General features: G+C 39.0%; 22 protein-coding genes. 15 read left to right on the forward strand and 7 right to left on the reverse strand.

The features are described 5' to 3' along the window. Nucleotides 1–5: 5 nt before the first annotated feature. Genes QT16_RS02685 through QT16_RS02705 form a run of 5 tightly spaced genes read right to left on the reverse strand, consistent with a single transcriptional unit; the run spans nt 6 to nt 3,134 of the window. Entirely contained in the window at nt 6–299 is a 294-nt protein-coding gene (locus QT16_RS02685) for an STAS domain-containing protein (RefSeq protein WP_002957952.1), read from the reverse strand. Beyond that, entirely contained in the window at nt 292–972 is a 681-nt protein-coding gene (locus tag QT16_RS02690) for an MlaC/ttg2D family ABC transporter substrate-binding protein (protein WP_039485391.1), read from the reverse strand. Before QT16_RS02690 ends, QT16_RS02685 begins: the two co-directional genes overlap by 8 nt. Nucleotides 973–977: 5 nt before the next feature. Then, nucleotides 978–1,526 carry an outer membrane lipid asymmetry maintenance protein MlaD gene (gene mlaD, locus QT16_RS02695; RefSeq protein ID WP_002957950.1) on the reverse strand — a complete coding sequence of 183 codons (549 nt, stop codon included), beginning with the start codon at nt 1,524–1,526 and terminating at the stop codon, nt 978–980. 13 nt (nt 1,527–1,539) lie between these two features. Beyond that, on the reverse strand, nt 1,540–2,319 hold the full coding sequence (gene mlaE, locus QT16_RS02700; RefSeq protein ID WP_002957949.1) for a lipid asymmetry maintenance ABC transporter permease subunit MlaE: 780 nt from the start codon (nt 2,317–2,319) through the stop codon (nt 1,540–1,542). Continuing rightward, nucleotides 2,319–3,134, reverse strand: a complete 816-nt coding sequence (locus tag QT16_RS02705; protein WP_082007347.1) for an ATP-binding cassette domain-containing protein — start codon at nt 3,132–3,134, stop codon at nt 2,319–2,321. Before QT16_RS02705 ends, mlaE begins: the two co-directional genes overlap by 1 nt. Nucleotides 3,135–3,389: 255 nt before the next feature. Here QT16_RS02705 and QT16_RS02710 point away from each other — a divergent pair, with 255 nt between their 5' ends. The 13 genes from QT16_RS02710 (at nt 3,390) to QT16_RS02770 (ending at nt 13,312) form a co-directional block, all read left to right on the forward strand. Continuing rightward, a complete protein-coding gene (locus tag QT16_RS02710) occupies nt 3,390–4,358 on the forward strand; it encodes a calcium/sodium antiporter (protein ID WP_002957947.1) in 969 nt (322 codons plus the stop codon). A 3-nt stretch (nt 4,359–4,361) separates the two neighbouring features. Further along, nucleotides 4,362–5,333 carry a KpsF/GutQ family sugar-phosphate isomerase gene (locus tag QT16_RS02715; RefSeq protein WP_002957946.1) on the forward strand — a complete coding sequence of 324 codons (972 nt, stop codon included), beginning with the start codon at nt 4,362–4,364 and terminating at the stop codon, nt 5,331–5,333. Next, a complete protein-coding gene (kdsC, locus tag QT16_RS02720; RefSeq protein ID WP_007580311.1) occupies nt 5,334–5,885 on the forward strand; it encodes a 3-deoxy-manno-octulosonate-8-phosphatase KdsC in 552 nt (183 codons plus the stop codon). It begins immediately after the preceding gene. Continuing rightward, entirely contained in the window at nt 5,882–6,436 is a 555-nt protein-coding gene (gene lptC, locus QT16_RS02725; protein WP_024606357.1) for an LPS export ABC transporter periplasmic protein LptC, read from the forward strand. The genes kdsC and lptC overlap by 4 nt, the downstream gene beginning before the upstream one ends. After that, complete coding sequence (gene lptA / locus QT16_RS02730; protein ID WP_002957943.1) at nt 6,426–6,971, forward strand: lipopolysaccharide transport periplasmic protein LptA; 546 nt, start codon at nt 6,426–6,428, stop codon at nt 6,969–6,971. Before lptC ends, lptA begins: the two co-directional genes overlap by 11 nt. Beyond that, a complete protein-coding gene (gene lptB / locus QT16_RS02735; RefSeq protein WP_002957942.1) occupies nt 6,968–7,693 on the forward strand; it encodes an LPS export ABC transporter ATP-binding protein in 726 nt (241 codons plus the stop codon). Before lptA ends, lptB begins: the two co-directional genes overlap by 4 nt. 69 nt (nt 7,694–7,762) lie before the next feature. After that, nucleotides 7,763–9,262 carry an RNA polymerase factor sigma-54 gene (locus QT16_RS02740; RefSeq protein WP_002957941.1) on the forward strand — a complete coding sequence of 500 codons (1,500 nt, stop codon included), beginning with the start codon at nt 7,763–7,765 and terminating at the stop codon, nt 9,260–9,262. Between the two features lie 26 nt (nt 9,263–9,288). After that, nucleotides 9,289–9,576, forward strand: a complete 288-nt coding sequence (hpf, locus tag QT16_RS02745; RefSeq protein ID WP_007580301.1) for a ribosome hibernation promoting factor — start codon at nt 9,289–9,291, stop codon at nt 9,574–9,576. A gap of 4 nt (nt 9,577–9,580) precedes the next feature. Then, nucleotides 9,581–10,033: a PTS IIA-like nitrogen regulatory protein PtsN gene (gene ptsN, locus QT16_RS02750; protein ID WP_024595797.1), complete on the forward strand. Its 453-nt coding sequence runs from the start codon at nt 9,581–9,583 to the stop codon at nt 10,031–10,033. A gap of 18 nt (nt 10,034–10,051) precedes the next feature. Continuing rightward, on the forward strand, nt 10,052–10,897 hold the full coding sequence (rapZ, locus tag QT16_RS02755) for an RNase adapter RapZ (protein ID WP_039485405.1): 846 nt from the start codon (nt 10,052–10,054) through the stop codon (nt 10,895–10,897). A gap of 42 nt (nt 10,898–10,939) precedes the next feature. After that, nucleotides 10,940–11,212: an HPr family phosphocarrier protein gene (locus tag QT16_RS02760; RefSeq protein WP_002957937.1), complete on the forward strand. Its 273-nt coding sequence runs from the start codon at nt 10,940–10,942 to the stop codon at nt 11,210–11,212. A gap of 131 nt (nt 11,213–11,343) precedes the next feature. Continuing rightward, nucleotides 11,344–12,702: a magnesium transporter gene (mgtE, locus tag QT16_RS02765; RefSeq protein ID WP_002957935.1), complete on the forward strand. Its 1,359-nt coding sequence runs from the start codon at nt 11,344–11,346 to the stop codon at nt 12,700–12,702. 202 nt (nt 12,703–12,904) lie between these two features. Further along, nucleotides 12,905–13,312, forward strand: coding sequence for a protein disulfide oxidoreductase (locus QT16_RS02770; RefSeq protein ID WP_220488593.1), 408 nt, complete (start codon nt 12,905–12,907; stop codon nt 13,310–13,312). 166 nt (nt 13,313–13,478) lie between these two features. Here QT16_RS02770 and QT16_RS02775 read toward each other — a convergent pair whose 3' ends face one another. Together QT16_RS02775 and QT16_RS02780 are read right to left on the reverse strand one after the other, a co-directional pair. Next, nucleotides 13,479–15,656: a YgiQ family radical SAM protein gene (locus QT16_RS02775; protein WP_039485414.1), complete on the reverse strand. Its 2,178-nt coding sequence runs from the start codon at nt 15,654–15,656 to the stop codon at nt 13,479–13,481. A gap of 131 nt (nt 15,657–15,787) precedes the next feature. Next, nucleotides 15,788–17,977: a bifunctional diguanylate cyclase/phosphodiesterase gene (locus tag QT16_RS02780; RefSeq protein WP_039485419.1), complete on the reverse strand. Its 2,190-nt coding sequence runs from the start codon at nt 17,975–17,977 to the stop codon at nt 15,788–15,790. A 111-nt stretch (nt 17,978–18,088) separates the two neighbouring features. Here QT16_RS02780 and QT16_RS02785 point away from each other — a divergent pair, with 111 nt between their 5' ends. Together QT16_RS02785 and QT16_RS02790 are read left to right on the forward strand one after the other, a co-directional pair. Then, entirely contained in the window at nt 18,089–18,670 is a 582-nt protein-coding gene (locus QT16_RS02785) for an SRPBCC family protein (RefSeq protein WP_080945049.1), read from the forward strand. After that, entirely contained in the window at nt 18,639–19,526 is an 888-nt protein-coding gene (locus tag QT16_RS02790; RefSeq protein WP_039485422.1) for a TIGR03899 family protein, read from the forward strand. Before QT16_RS02785 ends, QT16_RS02790 begins: the two co-directional genes overlap by 32 nt. Nucleotides 19,527–19,558 lie beyond the last annotated feature (32 nt).

Below are 19,558 nucleotides of genomic sequence, written 5' to 3' on the forward strand. Positions count from 1 at the left end.
AACTCTCACTCAAATAGGGTTGTAACCTGACCCAATTGCATTAAATTTTGCAATTGCTCAGGTAGGTTTTGCAATTCAAGGCGAATGCCTTGCTGCTTTAATTCTGCAAAAGAGTGAATTAACCAAGCTAAGCCTGCTGTGTCAACCCTTGATACTCCACTTAGGTCGAAATAGATGATTTTATGCTTAGTTAATAACTTATTGTTCAGAAGCTGTTCATCGCCAATTGAATTTCGAGTAAGCTCACCGCTTACTCCAAAATGTTGTCCATCAACTTGGCTTATTGCCAATTTAGTCATTCGAGTTACTGCCTCTAAACTGAACTGGTAGCTGACTCTTTTGCTCTAAAAGGTTACTTACATTATCAATACCTTGCTGGCGCAAAATACCTTGTAACTCACTTTGTTTTGCATCTAGTAGACTAATACCTTCGGCAATCATATCGTACGCGCGCCACTCACCGTCGCGGTCTTCGCGTACTTTAAAATCGATTCTGATATCAGGTTTACCGTCTTCAATAATTTTAGTCTTAACAACAACAACGTCTTTACCTTTAAACGCTTGCTCTGCACCAAACTCAACTTTCTGGTTTGTGTATTGAGTAAATACACCTGCATAAGTAGCAACTAAGTACTCTCTAAATACACCAATAAAACGTTGAATTTCTTTAATTGCTTTGGCCTTTTCAGCCTCGTCGGTAATTGCACGTACTTTAGATACTTCACTGCCAAGTACACGAAGTGCTGCATATTTATAGTCGATATAAGGCATTAATTCTTCTTCGACTATTACGCGAAGGTATTCTTGATCTTTAACAATTAATGGCTGATCTTTTTTAATGCGCGCAAATGTATTATCAGCAACTTGGCGTACCATTTTATTAGGATCTACTAATTTCACATCTGCTGCACTTACGCTTTGAGTTAGCGTCATTGTGCCAATTGCTACAATAGCTAAAAACTTTTTCAACATAATAATTACTCACTACCTTGGTTGAATAAAAACTGCCCGATTAATTCTTCAAGTACAATGGCAGACTTAGTATCAGTGATTGAATCGCCATCACCTAGTGCTTTACTTTCCACACCAAATAAATCGTCAATTGCTTCATCTTGCTTGTTTTCTGTCACTGTTTCGCCTAAACAACGTTGCTTAGCAGAATCTGGAGAAATTACAGGGTGAATACCCAAGTACTGCTCACCTAAAATACCCGACGTTAAAATAGAGATTGAGCTTGTGTCTGAAAAACGACATAAGTACTGTGCGTCAATGGTCATATTAACGACTGGTAAAAACTCTTGTGGGTGAACATAAATTGATTCAACACGACCAATTACAACACCACCTACTTTTACCGGCGCACGCGCTTTTAACGAGCCGATGTTTTCAAACTTGGCATTAAGCGTATATGTTTCGCCAGAGCCACTAATACCTGAATTGGCAACTTTAAGTGCAAGCATCGCAAAAGCTAAAATGCCAAGTGCTACAAAAAAACCAACTAAAATTTCTAATTTCCGTGAATTCATTATCTATACCCTATTAGCTGGTAAACATTACCGCTGTCAAAATAAAGTCAAAACCTAAAACTGCTAATGACGAATGAACAACCGTTTCGGTGGTTGCTTTGCTGATCCCTTCTGAGGTCGGCACACAGTCATATCCTTTATAAAGCGCAATCCAGGTCACCACTATGGCAAATACAAAACTTTTAATAATACCGTTTAGTATGTCTTGCTGAAACGACACTTGCGATTGCATGATTGACCAAAAACTACCTGTATCAACCCCCAGCCAATCTACACCTACTAAATGAGCGCCTATAATTGCTACAGCTGAAAATATCAATGCAAGCAATGGCATGCTTATAAAACCCGCCCAAAAACGCGGTGCAATAATACGTTTTAGCGGATCGATTGCCATCATCTCAAGTGATGAAAGTTGCTCTGTTGCTTTCATTAAGCCAATTTCAGCTGTCAAAGCGCTACCTGCGCGTCCTGCAAATAGTAATGCAGTAACAACCGGGCCCAGCTCTCGTAATAAACTCAGTGCCACTAACGGCCCTAAACTATCCTCAGCGCCATAACCAACCAATACGGTGTAACCTTGTAGAGCCAACACCATGCCGATAAACAAACCCGACACCATAATAATGAGTAACGATTGCGAACCGACCATATAAAGCTGGCGAACAAGTAACGGTGTGCCTTTTTTAAAATTAGGAACATGCGCTAATGCACTAAACAGCATATAAGCAGAACGGCCAAGGGCCGCAAAGCGTCCTAGCGTTTTATGTCCTAGCTTTTGAAATAAATCCAACATTATGATTTTTCTCCAAGTAGTTCGTCTGCATAAGCCTGAGCCGGAAAATGAAATGGTACTGGACCATCCGACAAGCCTTTTAAAAACTGTTGAACTAAAGGAGATTCATGATTACGCATTTCATCTGGAGTACCAGAACCAATTACCCCTTGATCGGCGATAATTATAACGTGTTCGGCAATACTCATTACCTCTGTTACATCGTGCGTCACGATTAAAGACGATAAACCTAATACTTCGTTAAGCGACTTAATTAGCTTAACCAATACGCCCATCGAAATAGGATCTTGCCCTGCAAATGGTTCATCGTACATGATTAGCTCTGGATCAAGTGCTATAGCGCGTGCAAGTGCAGCACGCCTTGCCATACCGCCGGATAACTCAGAGGGCATTAAATCTTTAGCGCCACGTAGTCCAACAGCTTGCAATTTCATTAACACAACTAATCGAATCAGGTCTTCACTTAGCTTTGTGTGCTCTCTTATAGGAAATGCGATATTGTCAAATACCGACATATCAGTAAACAACGCACCACTTTGAAAAAGCATACTCATTTTAGTACGTGCTTCGTATAACTCTTTACGAGACATTTTAGGAATGCTGCCACCTTCAAATAAAATATCACCTGAATCTGGTTTAAGCTGACCACCAATTAAACGCAACATAGTGGTTTTGCCAATTCCGCTTGGCCCCATAATCGCAGTAATTTTACCTTTAGGAACGCTAAAATTCATATTTTTATATATGGTTCTATTGCCTCTCGAAAAGCTAACATCCTTGACTTCTACTATTGATTGCGACAAGTCGCTCTCCATAAAAATGTTCACTAGTGCCCCTATTTTAAAGCTTTTTTGTCAAAGATGGAAAAAACAATTCGTAAGATTTTGTAATACACCCATGAAAAGGATTATAAGACTCGCTCAAAACAGCTTAACCCCGGCTTAAATTTTTAAATTAGCTGTTTAAAAGCAACATTGTTACCTAGTTGACCTTACTCTTTTATTTATACTTTCATCTTAGCTTTTGTTACTATTCGCGCCATCCGTATTTTGTATAACTGGCTTAACACAATGGTTACCTCGTTTGTTATTTTAATTCTTGGTTTTGCAGCTCTTGTTTGGAGTGCCGATAGGTTTGTTTATGGGGCTGCGGCTCTTGCTAAAAACTTTGGTGTACCTACACTTATTGTTGGTTTGACCGTTGTAGCCATGGGCTCTTCAGCCCCTGAAATGATGGTTTCAGCCTCTGCCGCTCTGGCTAACAAAACCGACACAGCGGTTGGCAATGCTGTTGGCTCTAATATTACAAACATTTTACTTGTGTTAGGTATCACTGCTCTATTTCGCCCTCTTTCAGTTTCATCTAGTACGTTAAAACGTGAAATGCCATTAGTTATGCTCGTATCTTTAGCTACTTGGTATGTGTTCTCAGATAACTACTTTTCATTTAGTGAAGGTGTTGCGCTTTTAGTTGGCTTTATCGTATTCATCGGTGGGTTAATTATTGTATCTATGCGTGCAAAAAACCAAGATGACCCATTTGTCTCAGAAGCCTGCGACGATGTACCAAACGATGTACCTACTAAAAAAGCGGTATTTTGGTTAATTGTCGGCATGATACTCCTGCCGGTTAGTTCTCATTTTTTAATCGGCTCAGCTGTTGATATTGCTAAATACTTCGGCTTAAGCGACTTAGTCATTGGTTTAACAATTATAGCCATTGGTACTAGCTTGCCTGAACTTGCCGCCTCGGTTGCAGGTGTACTTAAAAATGAAGATGATTTAGCACTAGGTAATATTGTTGGCTCAAACATATTTAATATTTTAGCTGTATTACCTCTAGCAGGTATTATTAATCCTTCAGCAATTGATCCATCGTTAGTAAGCCGAGATATATTAATTATGATTGGTGCAACACTTGCTCTTATTATTATGTCATTGAACTTTAGAGGCACCCAGCGTATCAATAGGGTAGAAGGCGGCTTATTGCTAATAGCGTTTTTGGGTTACCAAGGGTATATTTTTAGTCAAGTAGGGTAAATGATGGCAACGCTAAACTTTATTGAACAAGGCCTTCGCGTTTTAGATGTTGAGCGCCAAGCACTTAGTGATATTGCACAATATGTAGATGAAAATTTTCATAACGCGTGCCAATTAATGTACGACTGTGAAGGCCGTATTATTGTTATTGGCATGGGAAAATCAGGCCATATTGGCAATAAAATAGCGGCAACCCTTGCAAGTACTGGCAGCCCTGCGTTTTTTGTTCACCCTGGTGAAGCAAGTCATGGTGATTTAGGTATGATCACTAAAAATGACGTGGTTATGCTTATTTCTAATTCAGGGGAAACCAGCGAAGTTTTAAATATCATTCCGGTTTTAAAACGACTTGGTGCCAAAATGATAGCGATGACTGGCAATACGCAATCAACCATGGCAACCCTTGCTAATGTACATGTGTGCATTAAAGTAGAAAAAGAAGCCTGTTCATTGGGCCTAGCCCCTACATCAAGTACCACTGCAACGCTTGCGATGGGCGATGCCATGGCAGTTGCATTATTAGAAGCTCGCGGCTTTACAGCTGATGACTTCGCGCTATCTCACCCAGGTGGTAGTTTAGGCAAGCGCTTATTACTTACTTTAAAAGATGTTATGCACAGCGGCGCAAATACACCTATTATTGATGTTTCACAAACAGTTAAAGATGCCCTAATAGAAATGTCAGCTAAAGGGTTAGGTATGACAGCCATTGTTGATGAAAATCAGCAACTCGTAGGGTTATTTACCGATGGTGACTTACGTCGCATTTTAGAACAAAGAATTGATATTCATACAACACAAATAGATGTTGTTATGACTAAGTCATGCACTACAGCTACGCAAGATATTTTAGCCGCTGAAGCGCTCAATATTATGGAACGTAAACGTATAAATGGCCTAATCGTCGTCAATGAGAAAAACCAACCTATTGGCGCATTAAATATGCAAGACCTATTAAAAGCAGGAGTGTTATAAATGCAATTTGAAGAACTCTATCAACCGCTGAGCGATGATGCAAAAGCACGCGCTAAAAAAGTAAAACTACTTATATGCGATATTGATGGTGTATTTTCTGATGGCCGTATTTACCTTGGCAATCAAGGTGAAGAGCTAAAAGCATTTAATACAAAAGATGGTTTTGGCATTAAAGCACTTATAAACAGTGGCTTTGAAGTAGCTGTTATTACTGGTCGTCATTCACAGATAGTACAACAACGTATGAGCAGCTTAACCGTACAGCATATTTATCAAGGCCAAGAAAATAAGCTCATTGCCTATCAAGAATTAAAAGATAAACTCAACCTTAGCGATGAACAAATTGCTTATATTGGTGATGACGGTCCTGACATGCCTGTTATGGAGTTAGTAGGCTTTGCCGTTGCAGTAAATGATGCCCACCCACTTATTAAGCGTTTGTCACATTATGTAACGCAAATGCCTGGCGGTTTTGGTGCTGTGAGAGAACTCACCGATTTGCTCATGCTTGAAAATGGTAAAGCATTGACTACACAAGGCACTAGTTCATGAATGCAGCGCGCATAATATTAAGCGTTTTATTCATTAGCTGTATGGTTTGGCTTTGGTACCCTTATTTTACACAAACAAATATTGTGCCTCAGGCTGAGCCAGAAGTTATTGCTAAGCCTGATTACATAGCTATTGAGCTCAAACAGACAGCCTATGATGAGCAAGGTAAAATTAGCCACAAAGTCACTGCGGCTAAAATGGAGCTATACCAGCAATTAGGTTTCACGTTTTTCGAAAAACCCATTTTTACTTTATATAACGAACAACAAACGTGGCAAATAAATGCAGACGAAGCAACATTATACGAAGATAAACAATTAATTTTAGAAGGTAATGTGGTTGCCAAAAATTTAACCGATAACGCCATGATAGACAAAATCAATGCTGATAATATTCAGGTAGATATAAAGCTATTAACAATGCGTTCGGAGCAACCCGTCATTATCACTGGACCCAATTTAAAAATCACTGGTAAAGGCCTAGAGGCCGACTTAAAAACCGAAGTGATAAAACTAATTAACCATACGCGAACCATATATTATGACCAATAAAATATTAAAATCACTGATAATTCCTACACTTATACTAGCGTTTAATAGTAGTGCTGCAGAGCAAAACACGCAACCTGCTGCCAATCAAATTTCAATAAGTGCCGACAAGCAAGAAGGTCAATTAAAAGCTAATGTGGGTATTTTTGAGAAAAACGTTGAGATTATTCACGGTAATCGCCGCATTACAGCCGATCGCCTCGAAGTGCACAAACGCGATGAACTTGGTGATAATAAACAATTATTAATTGCTACAGGTAGCCCTGCGCACTTTGAAGAAAAGCAATCAGATGGCACGACTATGAGCGCCAGTGCTGACGAAGTGCGTTATGATGTATCTAAGCGTTTTTTAACGCTTGTTGGTAATGCACAAGTATCGCAAGCGGGACAAAAAATAAATGCTAAAAGCATTACCTACGATATAGAGCAGCAGCTAATCAGTGCCGAAAAAGATGAAAACTCAACTGACCGCGTTCACACAATTTTAGTACCGATCGAAACTAAAAAAAGTAAAAAAGGCGATAAAGGTCAACCATGAGCACATTAAAAGCAGAACTATTGGCAAAAAGCTATAAAGGTCGTGAAGTTGTAAAAAACGTCGGCCTTGAAGTACAAGCTGGCAGTATAGTTGGCTTACTTGGCCCTAACGGTGCTGGTAAAACAACGACTTTTTATATGATTGTAGGGCTTGTTCCTAGCGACAAAGGTAAAATATCTATTGATGATAACGATATTACTCTTTTACCTATGCATAGTCGTGCTAGATTAGGCATAGGCTACTTACCACAAGAGTCATCGATTTTTAGAAAGCTGACTGTTTATCAAAACTTAATGGCCATTTTAGAAACGCGCAAAGAACTAAATAAACAAGCCAGAGAAGACACGCTCAATAACTTATTAGATGAATTTAGCATACAACACATTCGTGATAGCCAAGGTATGGCATTATCGGGTGGAGAACGTCGTCGTGTAGAAATAGCACGAGCACTGGCAGCAGATCCTAAATTTATACTACTGGATGAACCGTTTGCCGGTGTTGACCCTATTTCGGTATTAGATATAAAGAAAATAATAGAACATCTTAAAAATCGTGGGATTGGTGTATTAATTACCGACCATAACGTAAGAGAGACCCTTGATGTTTGTGAAAAAGCCTACATTGTTTCTCATGGGGAGCTGATTGCATCAGGTACTCCAGAACACGTATTAAATGATAAAACAGTACGCGATGTTTACTTAGGCGAGCAATTTAGGCTGTAACATTTACGCCATGTCTTTAAGCATCTGCTAGTATTAATTATAACAACATAAAAGGATTGTTAGAGATACATGAGGCAATCACTACAGCTGCGCATGGGCCAGCAACTTACAATGACTCCACAGCTGCAACAAGCTATTCGTTTGTTGCAACTCAGTACATTGGATCTCCAGCAAGAAATACAAGAAGCTCTCGACAGTAATCCACTATTAGAGGTTGAAGAGGCAGACTATTCCGAAGACGCTGCTGGTAAAAACGAGCAAAAAGCTGATACCGATGACATAACTGTTAGCGCATCTGCTGATGATGCTCCGAGCGAATATGAACAAGATACTGGTGAAGCACTTGCAAAAGACACGCTAAGTGACGACATGGCTATGGATGTTAGTTGGGATGAGTACATGAGTGCCGCTCCTGCAGCCTCATCAGGTCCAATGCCTGAAGACGAATCAATATACCAAGGCGCCTCTACTGAAACGCTCCATGAGTATTTAATGTGGCAATTACAACTAACGCCATTTAGCCCTACCGATGAAGCCATCGCTATTGCGATTGTAGAAGCCGTCGATGATTCAGGTATTTTAACTCTCAGTTGCGAAGAAATTTTAGAAAGCTTTAATCAAGAAAACGAAGATGATAACGAAGTTGAACTTGATGAAATTGAAGCGGTATTAAAACGCATCCAACTGTTTGATCCTGTTGGTATTGCTGCACGTAGTTTACAAGAGTGTTTGTGTATTCAGCTTAATCAATTTGATAAAGAAACACCTTACATTAATGAAACGAAAATGATTTTAACCGAGCATATTGATCTATTAGCAGCTCGCGACTATCGTACATTAATGAAAAAAACTAAGCTCAAAGAAGAAGAGCTTAAAGAAGTAATGACACTAATACATACTCTCAACCCAAAACCTGCAGATACTATAGTAAGGGAAGAATCTGAGTATGTTATTCCTGATGTGTCAGTTAAAAAAATTAAAGGCCGCTGGGTTGTCGAATTAAACCCAGATAGCATGCCTAAAATTCGTGTTAATAGCCAATACGCGGCAATGTCTCGCACTGTAAAATCAAGTGGTGACAGCCAGTTTATTCGCTCACATTTACAAGAAGCTAAATGGTTTATTAAAAGCTTAGAAAGTAGAAACGACACGCTATTAAAAGTTACTAATTGTATTGTTAAGCAACAACAAGGCTTTTTTGAACATGGCCCTGAAGCCATGAAACCAATGGTTTTAAATGATGTCGCTGAAATGGTAGAAATGCACGAATCGACAATTTCACGCGTAACTACTCAAAAGTACATGCATACACCCCGTGGTATATTTGAGCTTAAATACTTTTTCTCAAGCCATGTAAGTACTGAAAACGGTGGTGAATGTTCATCTACAGCAATACGTGCGCTTATCCGAAAATTAATCGCAGCAGAAAACTCAGCAAAACCATTGAGTGATAGCAAAATAGCGGATATATTGGCTGAGCAAGGAATTAAAGTAGCAAGACGTACAATCGCAAAATACCGCGAATCTCTTGCTATTCCACCGTCAAATCAGCGTAAAAGTCTGATTTAAGACGCTAAACTAAGAGGGTAATGCTTATGCAACTAAACTTAACTGGTCGTCACGTAGAATTAACCGATTCACTAAGAGACTATATTAATACTAAATTTGCGAAGCTTGAAAGACACTCTGATCATATAAATAATGTTCATGTCATTCTCGATGTAGAAAAATTAAATCAAAAAGCAGAAGCCACAATACACGTAAGCGGTGCTGAGCTATTTGCCTCTACAGAACATCAAGATATGTATGCCGCTATTGACTCGTTGATCGACAAGCTCGATCGCCAAGTAATCAAACACAAAGAGAAGCTTGCTCGACACTAATATGATGAAATTAAGTTCACTTATATGCCAGGACTGCAGCAAAGCTGCGGTCCTTTTTAATAGCAAAAAAAGAATTTTAGAGTTCATTAGCGAACTTGCTCACGACAAACTTCCGTATTTACCGCAACAAGATATTCTTAATGCTTTAATGAGCAGAGAGAAATTAGGTAGTACAGGTATAGGACGTGGCATTGCTATTCCTCATGGAAGAATGAGCGGTGCAGAAGAGCCTTTGGCTTTAGTGCTCGTTAGCGAAACTCCAATAAACTTTGATGCAATCGATAATCGCCCTGTTGATATTTTTGTCGCACTCATCGTACCAGATGGCGATAACCAGCAGCACTTAAAGACTCTAGCAACCATTGCTGATAAACTAAACAACAAAGATTTTTGTAAACAGTTACGCAGTGCAAAATCTGATACTGAGCTTTACCAAGTTATTGTCGATCAATCATAGTTTTATAAAGGGTGTTAAATGGAGTTAATTATCATAAGCGGCCGTTCTGGTTCTGGAAAGTCGGTTGCTTTGCGCGTTGTAGAAGATTTAGGTTATTATTGCGTAGATAATATTCCAGTAAACCTACTACCTTCATTAGTTCGCAGTGTATCTAATAGCTACGATAAAATTGCTGTTAGCATAGACGTGCGCAACATCCCTAAAGAACAAGATGAATTTAACGATATTTTTGAATACTTGCCTGGCTTTGCAAACCCTACGTTGTTTTATTTAGATAGTGACGATCAGACATTGATCAAACGCTTTTCTGAAACACGCAGATTACACCCACTATCAATAGACTCGTTGCCTCTTGATTTAGCCATCAAAAAAGAAAAAGAATTACTTGATGTATTAACCACTCGCGCCGACTTTATGATAGATACGACTGATTTAAGTGTTCATCAACTCGCTGAATCTATTCGTGAAAAGATTTTAGGTAAAAAAGATAAGCAACTGATTGTCACATTTGAATCATTTGGTTTTAAACACGGTATACCAAAAGAAGCAGACTACGTATTTGATGCACGCTTTTTACCAAATCCACACTGGGAACCAGAGTTAAAGCCTTTAAATGGGTTAGATCAACCGGTTAAAGACTATTTAGCTAATCACAGCATAGTGCAAAAATTCACATGGCAAATTCAAACATTTGTACAAACGTGGTTACCGCATTTAGAAAGAAATAACCGCAGTTATTTAACCATTGCTATTGGGTGTACAGGCGGGCAACATCGCTCTGTGTATTTAGCGCAAACTATCGGTGAAAGTTTTGCAATGACACATCCCAATGTAAAAATTCGCCATCGCGAGCAAGAAAAATAATATAGCTGAATAATCACCTGTTCAGCTTAGGTAGAGTAAGTTATGCATTGTGAAGATACCTTTTTAATAAAAAACAAATTAGGCTTACACGCCAGAGCAGCTACTGTGCTTGCGCAATTAGCAGTACAATTTGATGCTACAATCACATTATTCCAAGATGACAAAGAAGCCGCAGGCGATAGCGTACTTGCATTAATGTTACTTGAAAGTAGCCAAGGAAAAGAAGTTAAAGTTGTTTGTAAAGGCCCTGATTCTGAGCAAGCTTTACACGCTGTTGGAGAATTAATAGCACAACGCTTTAATGAACAAGAATAACCTGTTTTATAAAAACAATATTCGCATTACTAATGCTTCAATTAAAACAGATATATAAAATAAATAGGTTAGTAACGCCAGTTAACTCACCTCCCCCCATAAAGTAATATAACAATTTATAAAGGACGCCAATGCCAGAAGCTTTTGAACAAGATTACCCACTACAGCAACTAAAACAGGTGACGAAGTCACTCAATAGTGGTCAATTTGTTCAAGTTAGGCGCATGCTCGCAAAAACGGCTCCTTGTGATACCGCATTATTATTAGAATCATCACCGCATAAAATTCGCCGACTGCTTTGGCAATTGGTCGATCCTGATGTGCAGGGTGATGTTCTTGAAGAATTATCTGAAGATGTTCGTTTAGGCATTATTGCCCAAATGGAACCTAAGCACATTGCCGCCGCAACTGAAGATATGGGCCACGATGACTTAGGTGAAGTATTACGTAGCCTGCCAGATACCGTCTATAAAGACGTTGTTAGTGCGATGGACATTCAAGACCGTGAACGTGCCACGCAAGCACTGTCATATCAAGAGCGTTCAGCTGGTGCGCTAATGAACACCGATACGGTGACCATTCGCCCTGATGTAACGCTCGATGTTGTACTTCGTTATATTAGACTGCGTGGTGAGCTACCAGAAGGTACAGATGACTTGTACGTTGTTGATAAACATAACTGCTTTATAGGCGCTTTATCGCTGAGTACATTATTAACTAATCCGCCAGAAAAAATTGTCCGCGATTTAATGGATGAAGATTGTGAGTCTATCCCAATCTCTATGGATGAAAGTGAAGTAGCGCAATTATTTGAGCGTCATAATTGGATATCGGCCCCTGTAGTGGACGATAACGACCAACTCCTCGGTCGTGTTACTATCGATGACATCGTTGATGTAATCCGAGAAGATGCCGAGCATAGCTTATTAAGCCTAGCCGGTCTTGATGATGAAGAGGATACATTCGCGCCTGTACTAAAAAGCTCTAAAAAACGCTCAGTTTGGCTAGGAGTTAATTTACTAACCGCACTTGCTGCTGCTTTTGTAGCTAGCTTTTTTGAAGGCACTTTAGATGTGCTCCCTATTTTGGCTGTGCTTAACGGTATTGTCCCTTCTATGGGTGGTGTTGCTGGTAGCCAATCATTAACGCTTGTTATCCGTGGTATTGCTGTAGGTCATATAAACCAAACAAACCAACGTTTCTTGATGATGAAAGAACTGGCCATTGGCGCGCTAAACGGTATTTTGTGGTCACTATTAATTGCGGGTGTTATTGCGCTATGGCAGTGGGACTTTATGCTTGGTGGCGTACTCGCCTTCGCTATGTTTATGAACTTAGTGGTGGCAGGTGTTGCTGGTGCAAGTATTCCAATAATTCTTAAAAGAATGAATATAGACCCTGCTCTTGCAGGGAGTGTGGTGCTAACCACGGTGACTGATATTGTTGGTATATTCGCCTTTTTAGGTACTGCTACATGGTTGCTGATATAAATTAAACGCTTTAAATGTAAAAAACTACAGCAAAAATACTTAGGGTAAATCAGTAGCTATGGCAACGGATACCAAACATAAAAATGACATACCTAAAAAAACGCTAAAACAAAAAAGCGTATCCATATTAAAAAGTCTACTGGTATATGGCTCTATATTTTTCGTCATTTATACCGCCGTCAATTGGTGGCGGCAACCTGTCATGCCAGCAAATCCTCAATTACAATTAATCGACTATAAAGGGCAAAACATTAATTTAGCAGCAATGAGCCAAGATAAACCCACGCTTGTGTATTTTTGGGGAACTTGGTGTCCTATTTGTAGTATTACCTCCCCTGCCATAAACGAACTCGCAAACGAGAATAAATACCCTGTTGTGAGCATCGCGATAAAATCAGGCTCTGATCAAGAGCTGCATGATTATTTAAATGAGCAAGGCTACAGCTTCAGTACTGTTAACGATCAACACGGGGAGATATTTTCCGATTGGCAGGGACAAGTCACGCCATCTTATATAATCTTAAAAGATAATAAAATGACGCAAGGACTCACCGGCATTCAGCCGTTATGGTCACTTAAATTGCGTTTGTGGTTATCATCAATGCTTTAAAAAAAGCTAAACTTAGCACAGGATATCTAAAAAGAGGGGCTCTAAAACCTCACCCTTTATCACCTACAATAATATAGGTAATAAAGAGCAAAGCTTACTTAATTTACGTATAAAAAGCTAAAAAACGCGTACCGCAATTACCCTTATCTATTAGCAAATAAAATTACTAACGTGTGCTTTGACGATTACCGCCTACTTTTGGTTTAGTGTTTGCCTTTTTAAATTGGCTAAAACCAGTATGTCGCGTTAGTGCAGGACGTCCGCCTTTACTACCACCTTTACCTGCTTTTTCATCGCGCCCTTCTTCTGGCACTAAACAGTTAGGCCCTTTACCAATTAAATTAGCTTTACCCATTTTACGTAGAGCTTCACGTATCATTGGCCAACCAGCTGCATCGTGGTAGCGTAAAATAGCTTTATGTAATCTACGTTGGCGTGCGCCTTTAGGTACTGGAACAACTTCTGAGTTGTTTTTTATATTACGCAAAGAGTTCATCTCTGTATGGTAAATAGTCGTCGCATTAGCCATAGGTGATGGGTAAAAATTTTGTACCTGATCAAGCTTAAAGTCGTTTGATTTAAGCCATAAAGCCATGTTTACCATGTCTTCATCTTTTGTACCTGGGTGAGCAGATATAAAGTAAGGAATTAAATACTGCTTTTTACCAGCTTCTTTAGAGTACTTATCAAATAGTTCTTTAAATTGATCGTACGCTCCCATACCTGGTTTCATCATTTTTGATAATGGACCATCCTCTGTATGCTCTGGCGCTATTTTTAAGTAACCGCCTACATGGTGCGTTACTAATTCTTTAACGTAACGCGGGTCGCGTACAGCTAAATCGTAACGTACACCTGAAGCAATCAATACCTTTTTAATACCCTTAACTTCACGTGCTTTTTTATACAAATCTATTGTTGGCGTATGATCTGTATCCATGTGTTTACAAATATCTGGATACACACATGATAAGCGTCTACAGGTACTCTCGGCCTTTTTACTCGTACAGCGCAGCTTATACATATTCGCCGTTGGGCCACCTAAATCAGAAATAACACCAGTAAAGCCGGGAACTTTATCTCTAATTTGTTCAATTTCTTCAATAATAGATTCTTGCGAACGACTTTGAATAATGCGCCCTTCATGCTCTGTAATTGAGCAAAACGAACAACCACCAAAACAGCCACGCATAATATTAACTGACGTTTTAATCATATCGTAAGCAGGTATTTTAGCATCACCATAACTTGGGTGAGGAATACGCTGATACGGCAAACCAAATACAGCATCCATCTCATGTGTTTCTAATGGATATGCTGGCGGGTTTACCCAAATAGAACGATCGCCATGTCGTTGGTAAAGCGCTCTTGCACAACCAGGGTTTGTTTCTTGATGTAAAATTCGCGAGGCATGGGCGTATAAAGGTTTGTTAACACTTACTTGCTCATAAGCAGGTAACTTAACATAGGTTTTTTCCCACGGCTTAGGACGTGCAGGCTGAACCATGATTGGTTTTGCCGCTTCTGCTTTTAAATCAATACCTGCTTGTTTAAATTCAGATTTACTACAGCCAACATCATCCGCGCCATATGGGTTTGGGATAGGGTCGATTTTACCAATTTTATCAATAGCGGTAGAATCACTGCCACGCCAACCAGGTAGAGGCTCTTTTCGAATAACAGCCGTGCCGCGAATATCCTGAATCGTATCCATCGTTTCACCCGCCGCAATACGGTGTGCAACTTCAACTAGCGGGCGCTCTGCGTTACCGTAAATTAAAATATCGGCTTTTGCATCAAACAAAATACTACGACGTACTTTTTCCTGCCAATAGTCGTAATGAGCAATACGGCGAAGGCTGGCTTCAATACCGCCAATAACAATTGGGATACCTTTGTATGCTTCACGGCATTTTTGCGAGTAAATCATCACGGCGCGATCTGGGCGCTTACCGCCAACGTTATTAGGCGTGTAAGCATCATCGTGGCGCATGCGTTTTTCCGCTGTATAGCGGTTGATCATCGAATCCATGTTGCCGGCTGTTACACCAAAAAATAAATTCGGTCTGCCGAGCTCCATAAATGCATCTTTAGAGTCCCATGCAGGTTGGGCAATAATACCCACTCTAAAGCCTTGCGCTTCAAGTACACGGCCGATTACCGCCATACCAAAACTAGGATGGTCAACATACGCATCGCCACTAATTATTATTATGTCGCAACTATCCCAGCCAAGTGCATCCATTTCTTCACGTGTAGTTGGTAAAAATGGCGCGGTGCCATAACATTCAGCCCAGTATTTAGGGTATGAAAATAAGGCGCGCTTAGCTTTGAGTGTGCTCATAATTGTGGCCGTAGAATAACAAAAGGCGCGAATTATACCCTACTAAATTCTTTATATATACAAAGTAGTCAAAGCATATCGCGCTTTAAATTCTAAATCGTTCATTAGCTTAAATAATAAGTTAATCTTTTTTAGCGTTTATTTATAAATTCTATCAATTCATGCTCAGGCATGGGTTTAGCATACATAAAACCTTGTACCTCATCACAGCCTAAGTTTTTTAAGAACTGGGCTTGTTCTTGTGTTTCAACGCCTTCAGCAATCGTTTTTAAACCCAACTTAGCACCAAGAGAAATAACTAAGGCAGCAATAGCGCCAGTGTCATCATTTGGCAGATCTTTAATAAATGCACGATCTATTTTCAATCTATCCAAGGGTAAACTTTGTATATAACTAAGCGATGAAAAGCCAGTCCCAAAGTCATCAATAGCAACTTCCATCCCTAGCTCTTGAAGCTCTCTAAGTGTATTAATAACAGTTTCGAGTTCATCCATTACTACGCTTTCAGTGACTTCTAATTCTATGTTTTTTGGCTTAACACCATATTTTAATAATGTATTTTTAACGTTTTGAGCATAACCTTTTACTTTAAACTGCGGAACAGACACATTAACCGCAATACAAATTTCGGTACCCATATTTTCTAGGCGCTTTTGTTGTTGGCAAGCTTGCTCTAAAACCCACTGCCCTATATCAACAATCAAACCCGCATCTTCTGCAAGTGGAACAAATACCGCTGGCGATATATATGATCCGTTACCGGTGGGCCACCTAAGTAATGCCTCACACCCAATTAAAGACAAGTCATCTAATGAAAGTTGAGGTTGATACCATACCTCTAACTTGTTTCGAGCAAAATCATGACGTAATTGTCTAATAATTCCTATGCGCCAAGCCATTTTATCTTGCATGTCTACACTGTAATAAATTCCCTCTTTGTGTTTTGTTTTTTTAGCTTGATTAAGTGCAATATAAGCAACTTTAAGTGTATCAATCCCGCTACTTTGAAAGTCTTGCTGTTGGCATAAACCCAATCTAAAATCGATAGGCAATGTATGCTCTTCTGCGCAAAATGGAACACCTAACTGCTCATTCAATTTTTTTAAGTCGAGTTCGCCTTGACGAATAATAAAACCAAAAACATCAGCACCAATACGAGATAGTAATTTAGCTGTTGGGTAGTTTTCTTTTAACCTTTGCACAATGCCAATTAATACTTTATTGCCGACCTCTTGCCCTAAGCCGTTATTAATATCTGCAAAATTAACTATATCAAGTAGTACAAATACATAATCATTCACGTGCGGCTTTTGATAACGCTCTACCCGTTCAATAAAATTGGTACGATTTGAAATACCTGTAAGCACATCTTTATAAGCTGCATCTCTTAACTTTACAAACAGCCTTATATTATCGAGGGCCACACTCACATTTGTTAAGAAGATTTCAGCAAACTGCAATTGTGCTTGCAAAGGAACATGGTCACATTCTATATATAAAGCCGCTTTTCTATGCTTACTTTTTAATACAAATGTTGCACTTGAGTCTGTATGTTGATGCTTTGATAAATCAAAACACGACTCGACTTGTTTAAATACTTTGCTATCAACATTAATTAATTTTTCACCAAAGTAATTTTCGTAATGCCCACAACCACCTAAGACTTGAATAAAGTCATCGCCATCTAATTTGCTGCACACAAGCCCTCGAGGTGAACACTTTAAAATAATACTCATGTGCTTGATGATTTCTTTGCATAGTTGCTTAATATCAGTAAGCCCTAAAATAGACTTTGATGCAGAAACAATCGTGTTCATTGCATTACTTTGATATTCAAGCTGGCATACCTGCTCGTAAGAGCGAATAGCGGTTATGAGCGATGTTACTAATTTAGAGCGAGTGAGTTCTGTTTTAGTTTTATAATCATTTATGTCGTACTCACGTATTACTTTTTCCTCTGGTGTATTACCAGCTTGCCCTGTTCTTAAAATAATTCTTACATGTTGATTATTTAATTCGTCACGCACCCTTTTTACAACCTGCAAGCCAGCATCGTCAGTTTCCATAACAACATCTAAAAAAATAACTGAAATATTGTTATTTTTAGCTAAAATCTCTATTGCTTCAGCTCCCGAATAGGCATCATGAAATCGCAAGCCTGCCCCCCAAAACTCAACCCCAGACAAAGCCAACTTTGTTACAGAGTGGATCTCAGGTTCGTCATCAACAATTAAAATATCCCAAAACTTAGTCGGCTCAATTACTGCATCATCTTCATAGTCTTGTTCAAAAAATAAAAAATCGTTTTGATCTGACGACATTCGCTCTCCTAGGTAGCAATTTATAAATTATTTTTGGTTTATAATCTAATTCATACTATAGTCGATTAATAAAAAGTTGTTGTATTTCAACTCAAAAAACTAATAAAAGGTGTGCTTATTAAACCATTAAAAATATTAATCAAAGGCGTACTGTTATTGTTATTGGTATTAGTGCTGGTAGGGCTGATACTTCCCCAAAGTTATAATGTAAATAAAACAATAGAAATCAATGCAAATATTGACGCAGTAAAACCGCTTATTACTGACTTTAATCAATGGCAAAAATGGTCTCCATGGGAAAAAGTAGACCCCAGTATACGTTTTACCTTGGGCGAACCAAGCTCTGGCCTGGGTGCTCATCAGTCTTGGAAGGGCAAATGGGGGTATGGTGAAATGATCATAACTTCGGTGAGTCAAAATAAGGTCAGCTTTAATATACTTTTAAATGCTGAGCATATTATTAGGGGGACTTTTAATTTTAGTGAGCAAAACGGTATCGTCACTTTAATATGTAAGATTAACGGACAAACAACCGCCCCTTTAATATCGGGTTACACCGCAATTTTGAGCGAATATGTGCTCCGTAATACAGTTTCAATGGGGTTAAATAACCTTAAAACTGTTGCTCAGCTTAGTCATTCACAAAGGACAATGCACAGCCATGCCAGTCAAGACAGCACAAGCGAGAATTAACCTTGCTAACATTATCGAATCCTTACTTGGTTACCCTATAACAAAAATAGGCAGTAACGGAATACTGCCTACCCCCGAACAAAATTACGATATTAAAGGCCAAGTTAAGCCGCTTTATCATATCAACAGTGAAAACTCTGTTTTAGCTCGTGCCCAAAAGCGCCAAGATTTACTACTAATAAAACAACAACAAAATATAGAGTCAATTTTAGCAATGGCTATGGGGTTTTGCCCCGATGTAGCAAGTACTAAACAACCTGATGCTGACTGGGTAGAGCATTTTATCGCACTGTGCGAAGATACTTCAAATGCGTCAATGCAAACTTTATGGGCCAAAATTTTAACGGGAGAAACACTCAACCCTGGTACGTTTTCAATTAAAAGCCTGCAAACGTTAAAGCATATGACACAGCGAGAAGCTGACTCTTTGCAAAAATGTGTGTCGCTCTCAGGCTATAACGAAAAAGACGACAGCCACTTTATTTTACTCGGCTTTTACAAAAAACCGTCATTGTTTGATTTGCTACGAAAAGGCAATAAAGTATCTTTAAATTTAGGTAAAACAGGTATTAGTTTTCCTGATATTTTAACACTTATGGATCTTAATTTACTGTATAGAAAAGAAATTGAATCTGCAGTGCTTAAAGCGGGACAAGAACTTACCCTTTCATTTTTATCGCAAAAAGTAACGTTAAAAGCAAAAAGTAGTGATTTGGTATTGAGCTATTATAAATTCACGCAAACAGGTGATGAGTTATCTAAACTCATTAATTTTCCTGTAAATAAAATTTATAAGCAGTTAATTAATAATGCGCTGGAGGGAGAGTTTGATTTAGCGTGGCACGCAATAAAATAATATGCCACGCTTTGTTTAATTAGAAAATACTA

Source organism: Pseudoalteromonas distincta, assembly GCF_000814675.1.
Taxonomy (GTDB): Bacteria; Pseudomonadota; Gammaproteobacteria; order Enterobacterales; family Alteromonadaceae; genus Pseudoalteromonas; species Pseudoalteromonas distincta.

Coding starts and splice junctions, on each gene's coding strand:
- QT16_RS02685 (WP_002957952.1), bottom strand. CDS start 299: ATGACTAAATTGGCAATAAGCCAAGTTGATGGACAACATTTTGGAGTA.
- QT16_RS02740 (WP_002957941.1), top strand. CDS start 7,763: ATGAGGCAATCACTACAGCTGCGCATGGGCCAGCAACTTACAATGACT.
- QT16_RS02705 (WP_082007347.1), bottom strand. CDS start 3,134: ATGGAGAGCGACTTGTCGCAATCAATAGTAGAAGTCAAGGATGTTAGC.
- mlaE (WP_002957949.1), bottom strand. CDS start 2,319: ATGTTGGATTTATTTCAAAAGCTAGGACATAAAACGCTAGGACGCTTT.
- lptC (WP_024606357.1), top strand. CDS start 5,882: ATGAATGCAGCGCGCATAATATTAAGCGTTTTATTCATTAGCTGTATG.
- QT16_RS02780 (WP_039485419.1), bottom strand. CDS start 17,977: ATGTCGTCAGATCAAAACGATTTTTTATTTTTTGAACAAGACTATGAA.
- QT16_RS02775 (WP_039485414.1), bottom strand. CDS start 15,656: ATGAGCACACTCAAAGCTAAGCGCGCCTTATTTTCATACCCTAAATAC.
- mlaD (WP_002957950.1), bottom strand. CDS start 1,526: ATGAATTCACGGAAATTAGAAATTTTAGTTGGTTTTTTTGTAGCACTT.
- lptB (WP_002957942.1), top strand. CDS start 6,968: ATGAGCACATTAAAAGCAGAACTATTGGCAAAAAGCTATAAAGGTCGT.
- rapZ (WP_039485405.1), top strand. CDS start 10,052: ATGGAGTTAATTATCATAAGCGGCCGTTCTGGTTCTGGAAAGTCGGTT.
- mgtE (WP_002957935.1), top strand. CDS start 11,344: ATGCCAGAAGCTTTTGAACAAGATTACCCACTACAGCAACTAAAACAG.
- kdsC (WP_007580311.1), top strand. CDS start 5,334: ATGCAATTTGAAGAACTCTATCAACCGCTGAGCGATGATGCAAAAGCA.
- hpf (WP_007580301.1), top strand. CDS start 9,289: ATGCAACTAAACTTAACTGGTCGTCACGTAGAATTAACCGATTCACTA.
- QT16_RS02715 (WP_002957946.1), top strand. CDS start 4,362: ATGGCAACGCTAAACTTTATTGAACAAGGCCTTCGCGTTTTAGATGTT.
- QT16_RS02790 (WP_039485422.1), top strand. CDS start 18,639: ATGCCAGTCAAGACAGCACAAGCGAGAATTAACCTTGCTAACATTATC.
- QT16_RS02690 (WP_039485391.1), bottom strand. CDS start 972: ATGTTGAAAAAGTTTTTAGCTATTGTAGCAATTGGCACAATGACGCTA.
- QT16_RS02770 (WP_220488593.1), top strand. CDS start 12,905: ATGCCAGCAAATCCTCAATTACAATTAATCGACTATAAAGGGCAAAAC.
- lptA (WP_002957943.1), top strand. CDS start 6,426: ATGACCAATAAAATATTAAAATCACTGATAATTCCTACACTTATACTA.
- QT16_RS02760 (WP_002957937.1), top strand. CDS start 10,940: ATGCATTGTGAAGATACCTTTTTAATAAAAAACAAATTAGGCTTACAC.
- ptsN (WP_024595797.1), top strand. CDS start 9,581: ATGAAATTAAGTTCACTTATATGCCAGGACTGCAGCAAAGCTGCGGTC.
- QT16_RS02710 (WP_002957947.1), top strand. CDS start 3,390: ATGGTTACCTCGTTTGTTATTTTAATTCTTGGTTTTGCAGCTCTTGTT.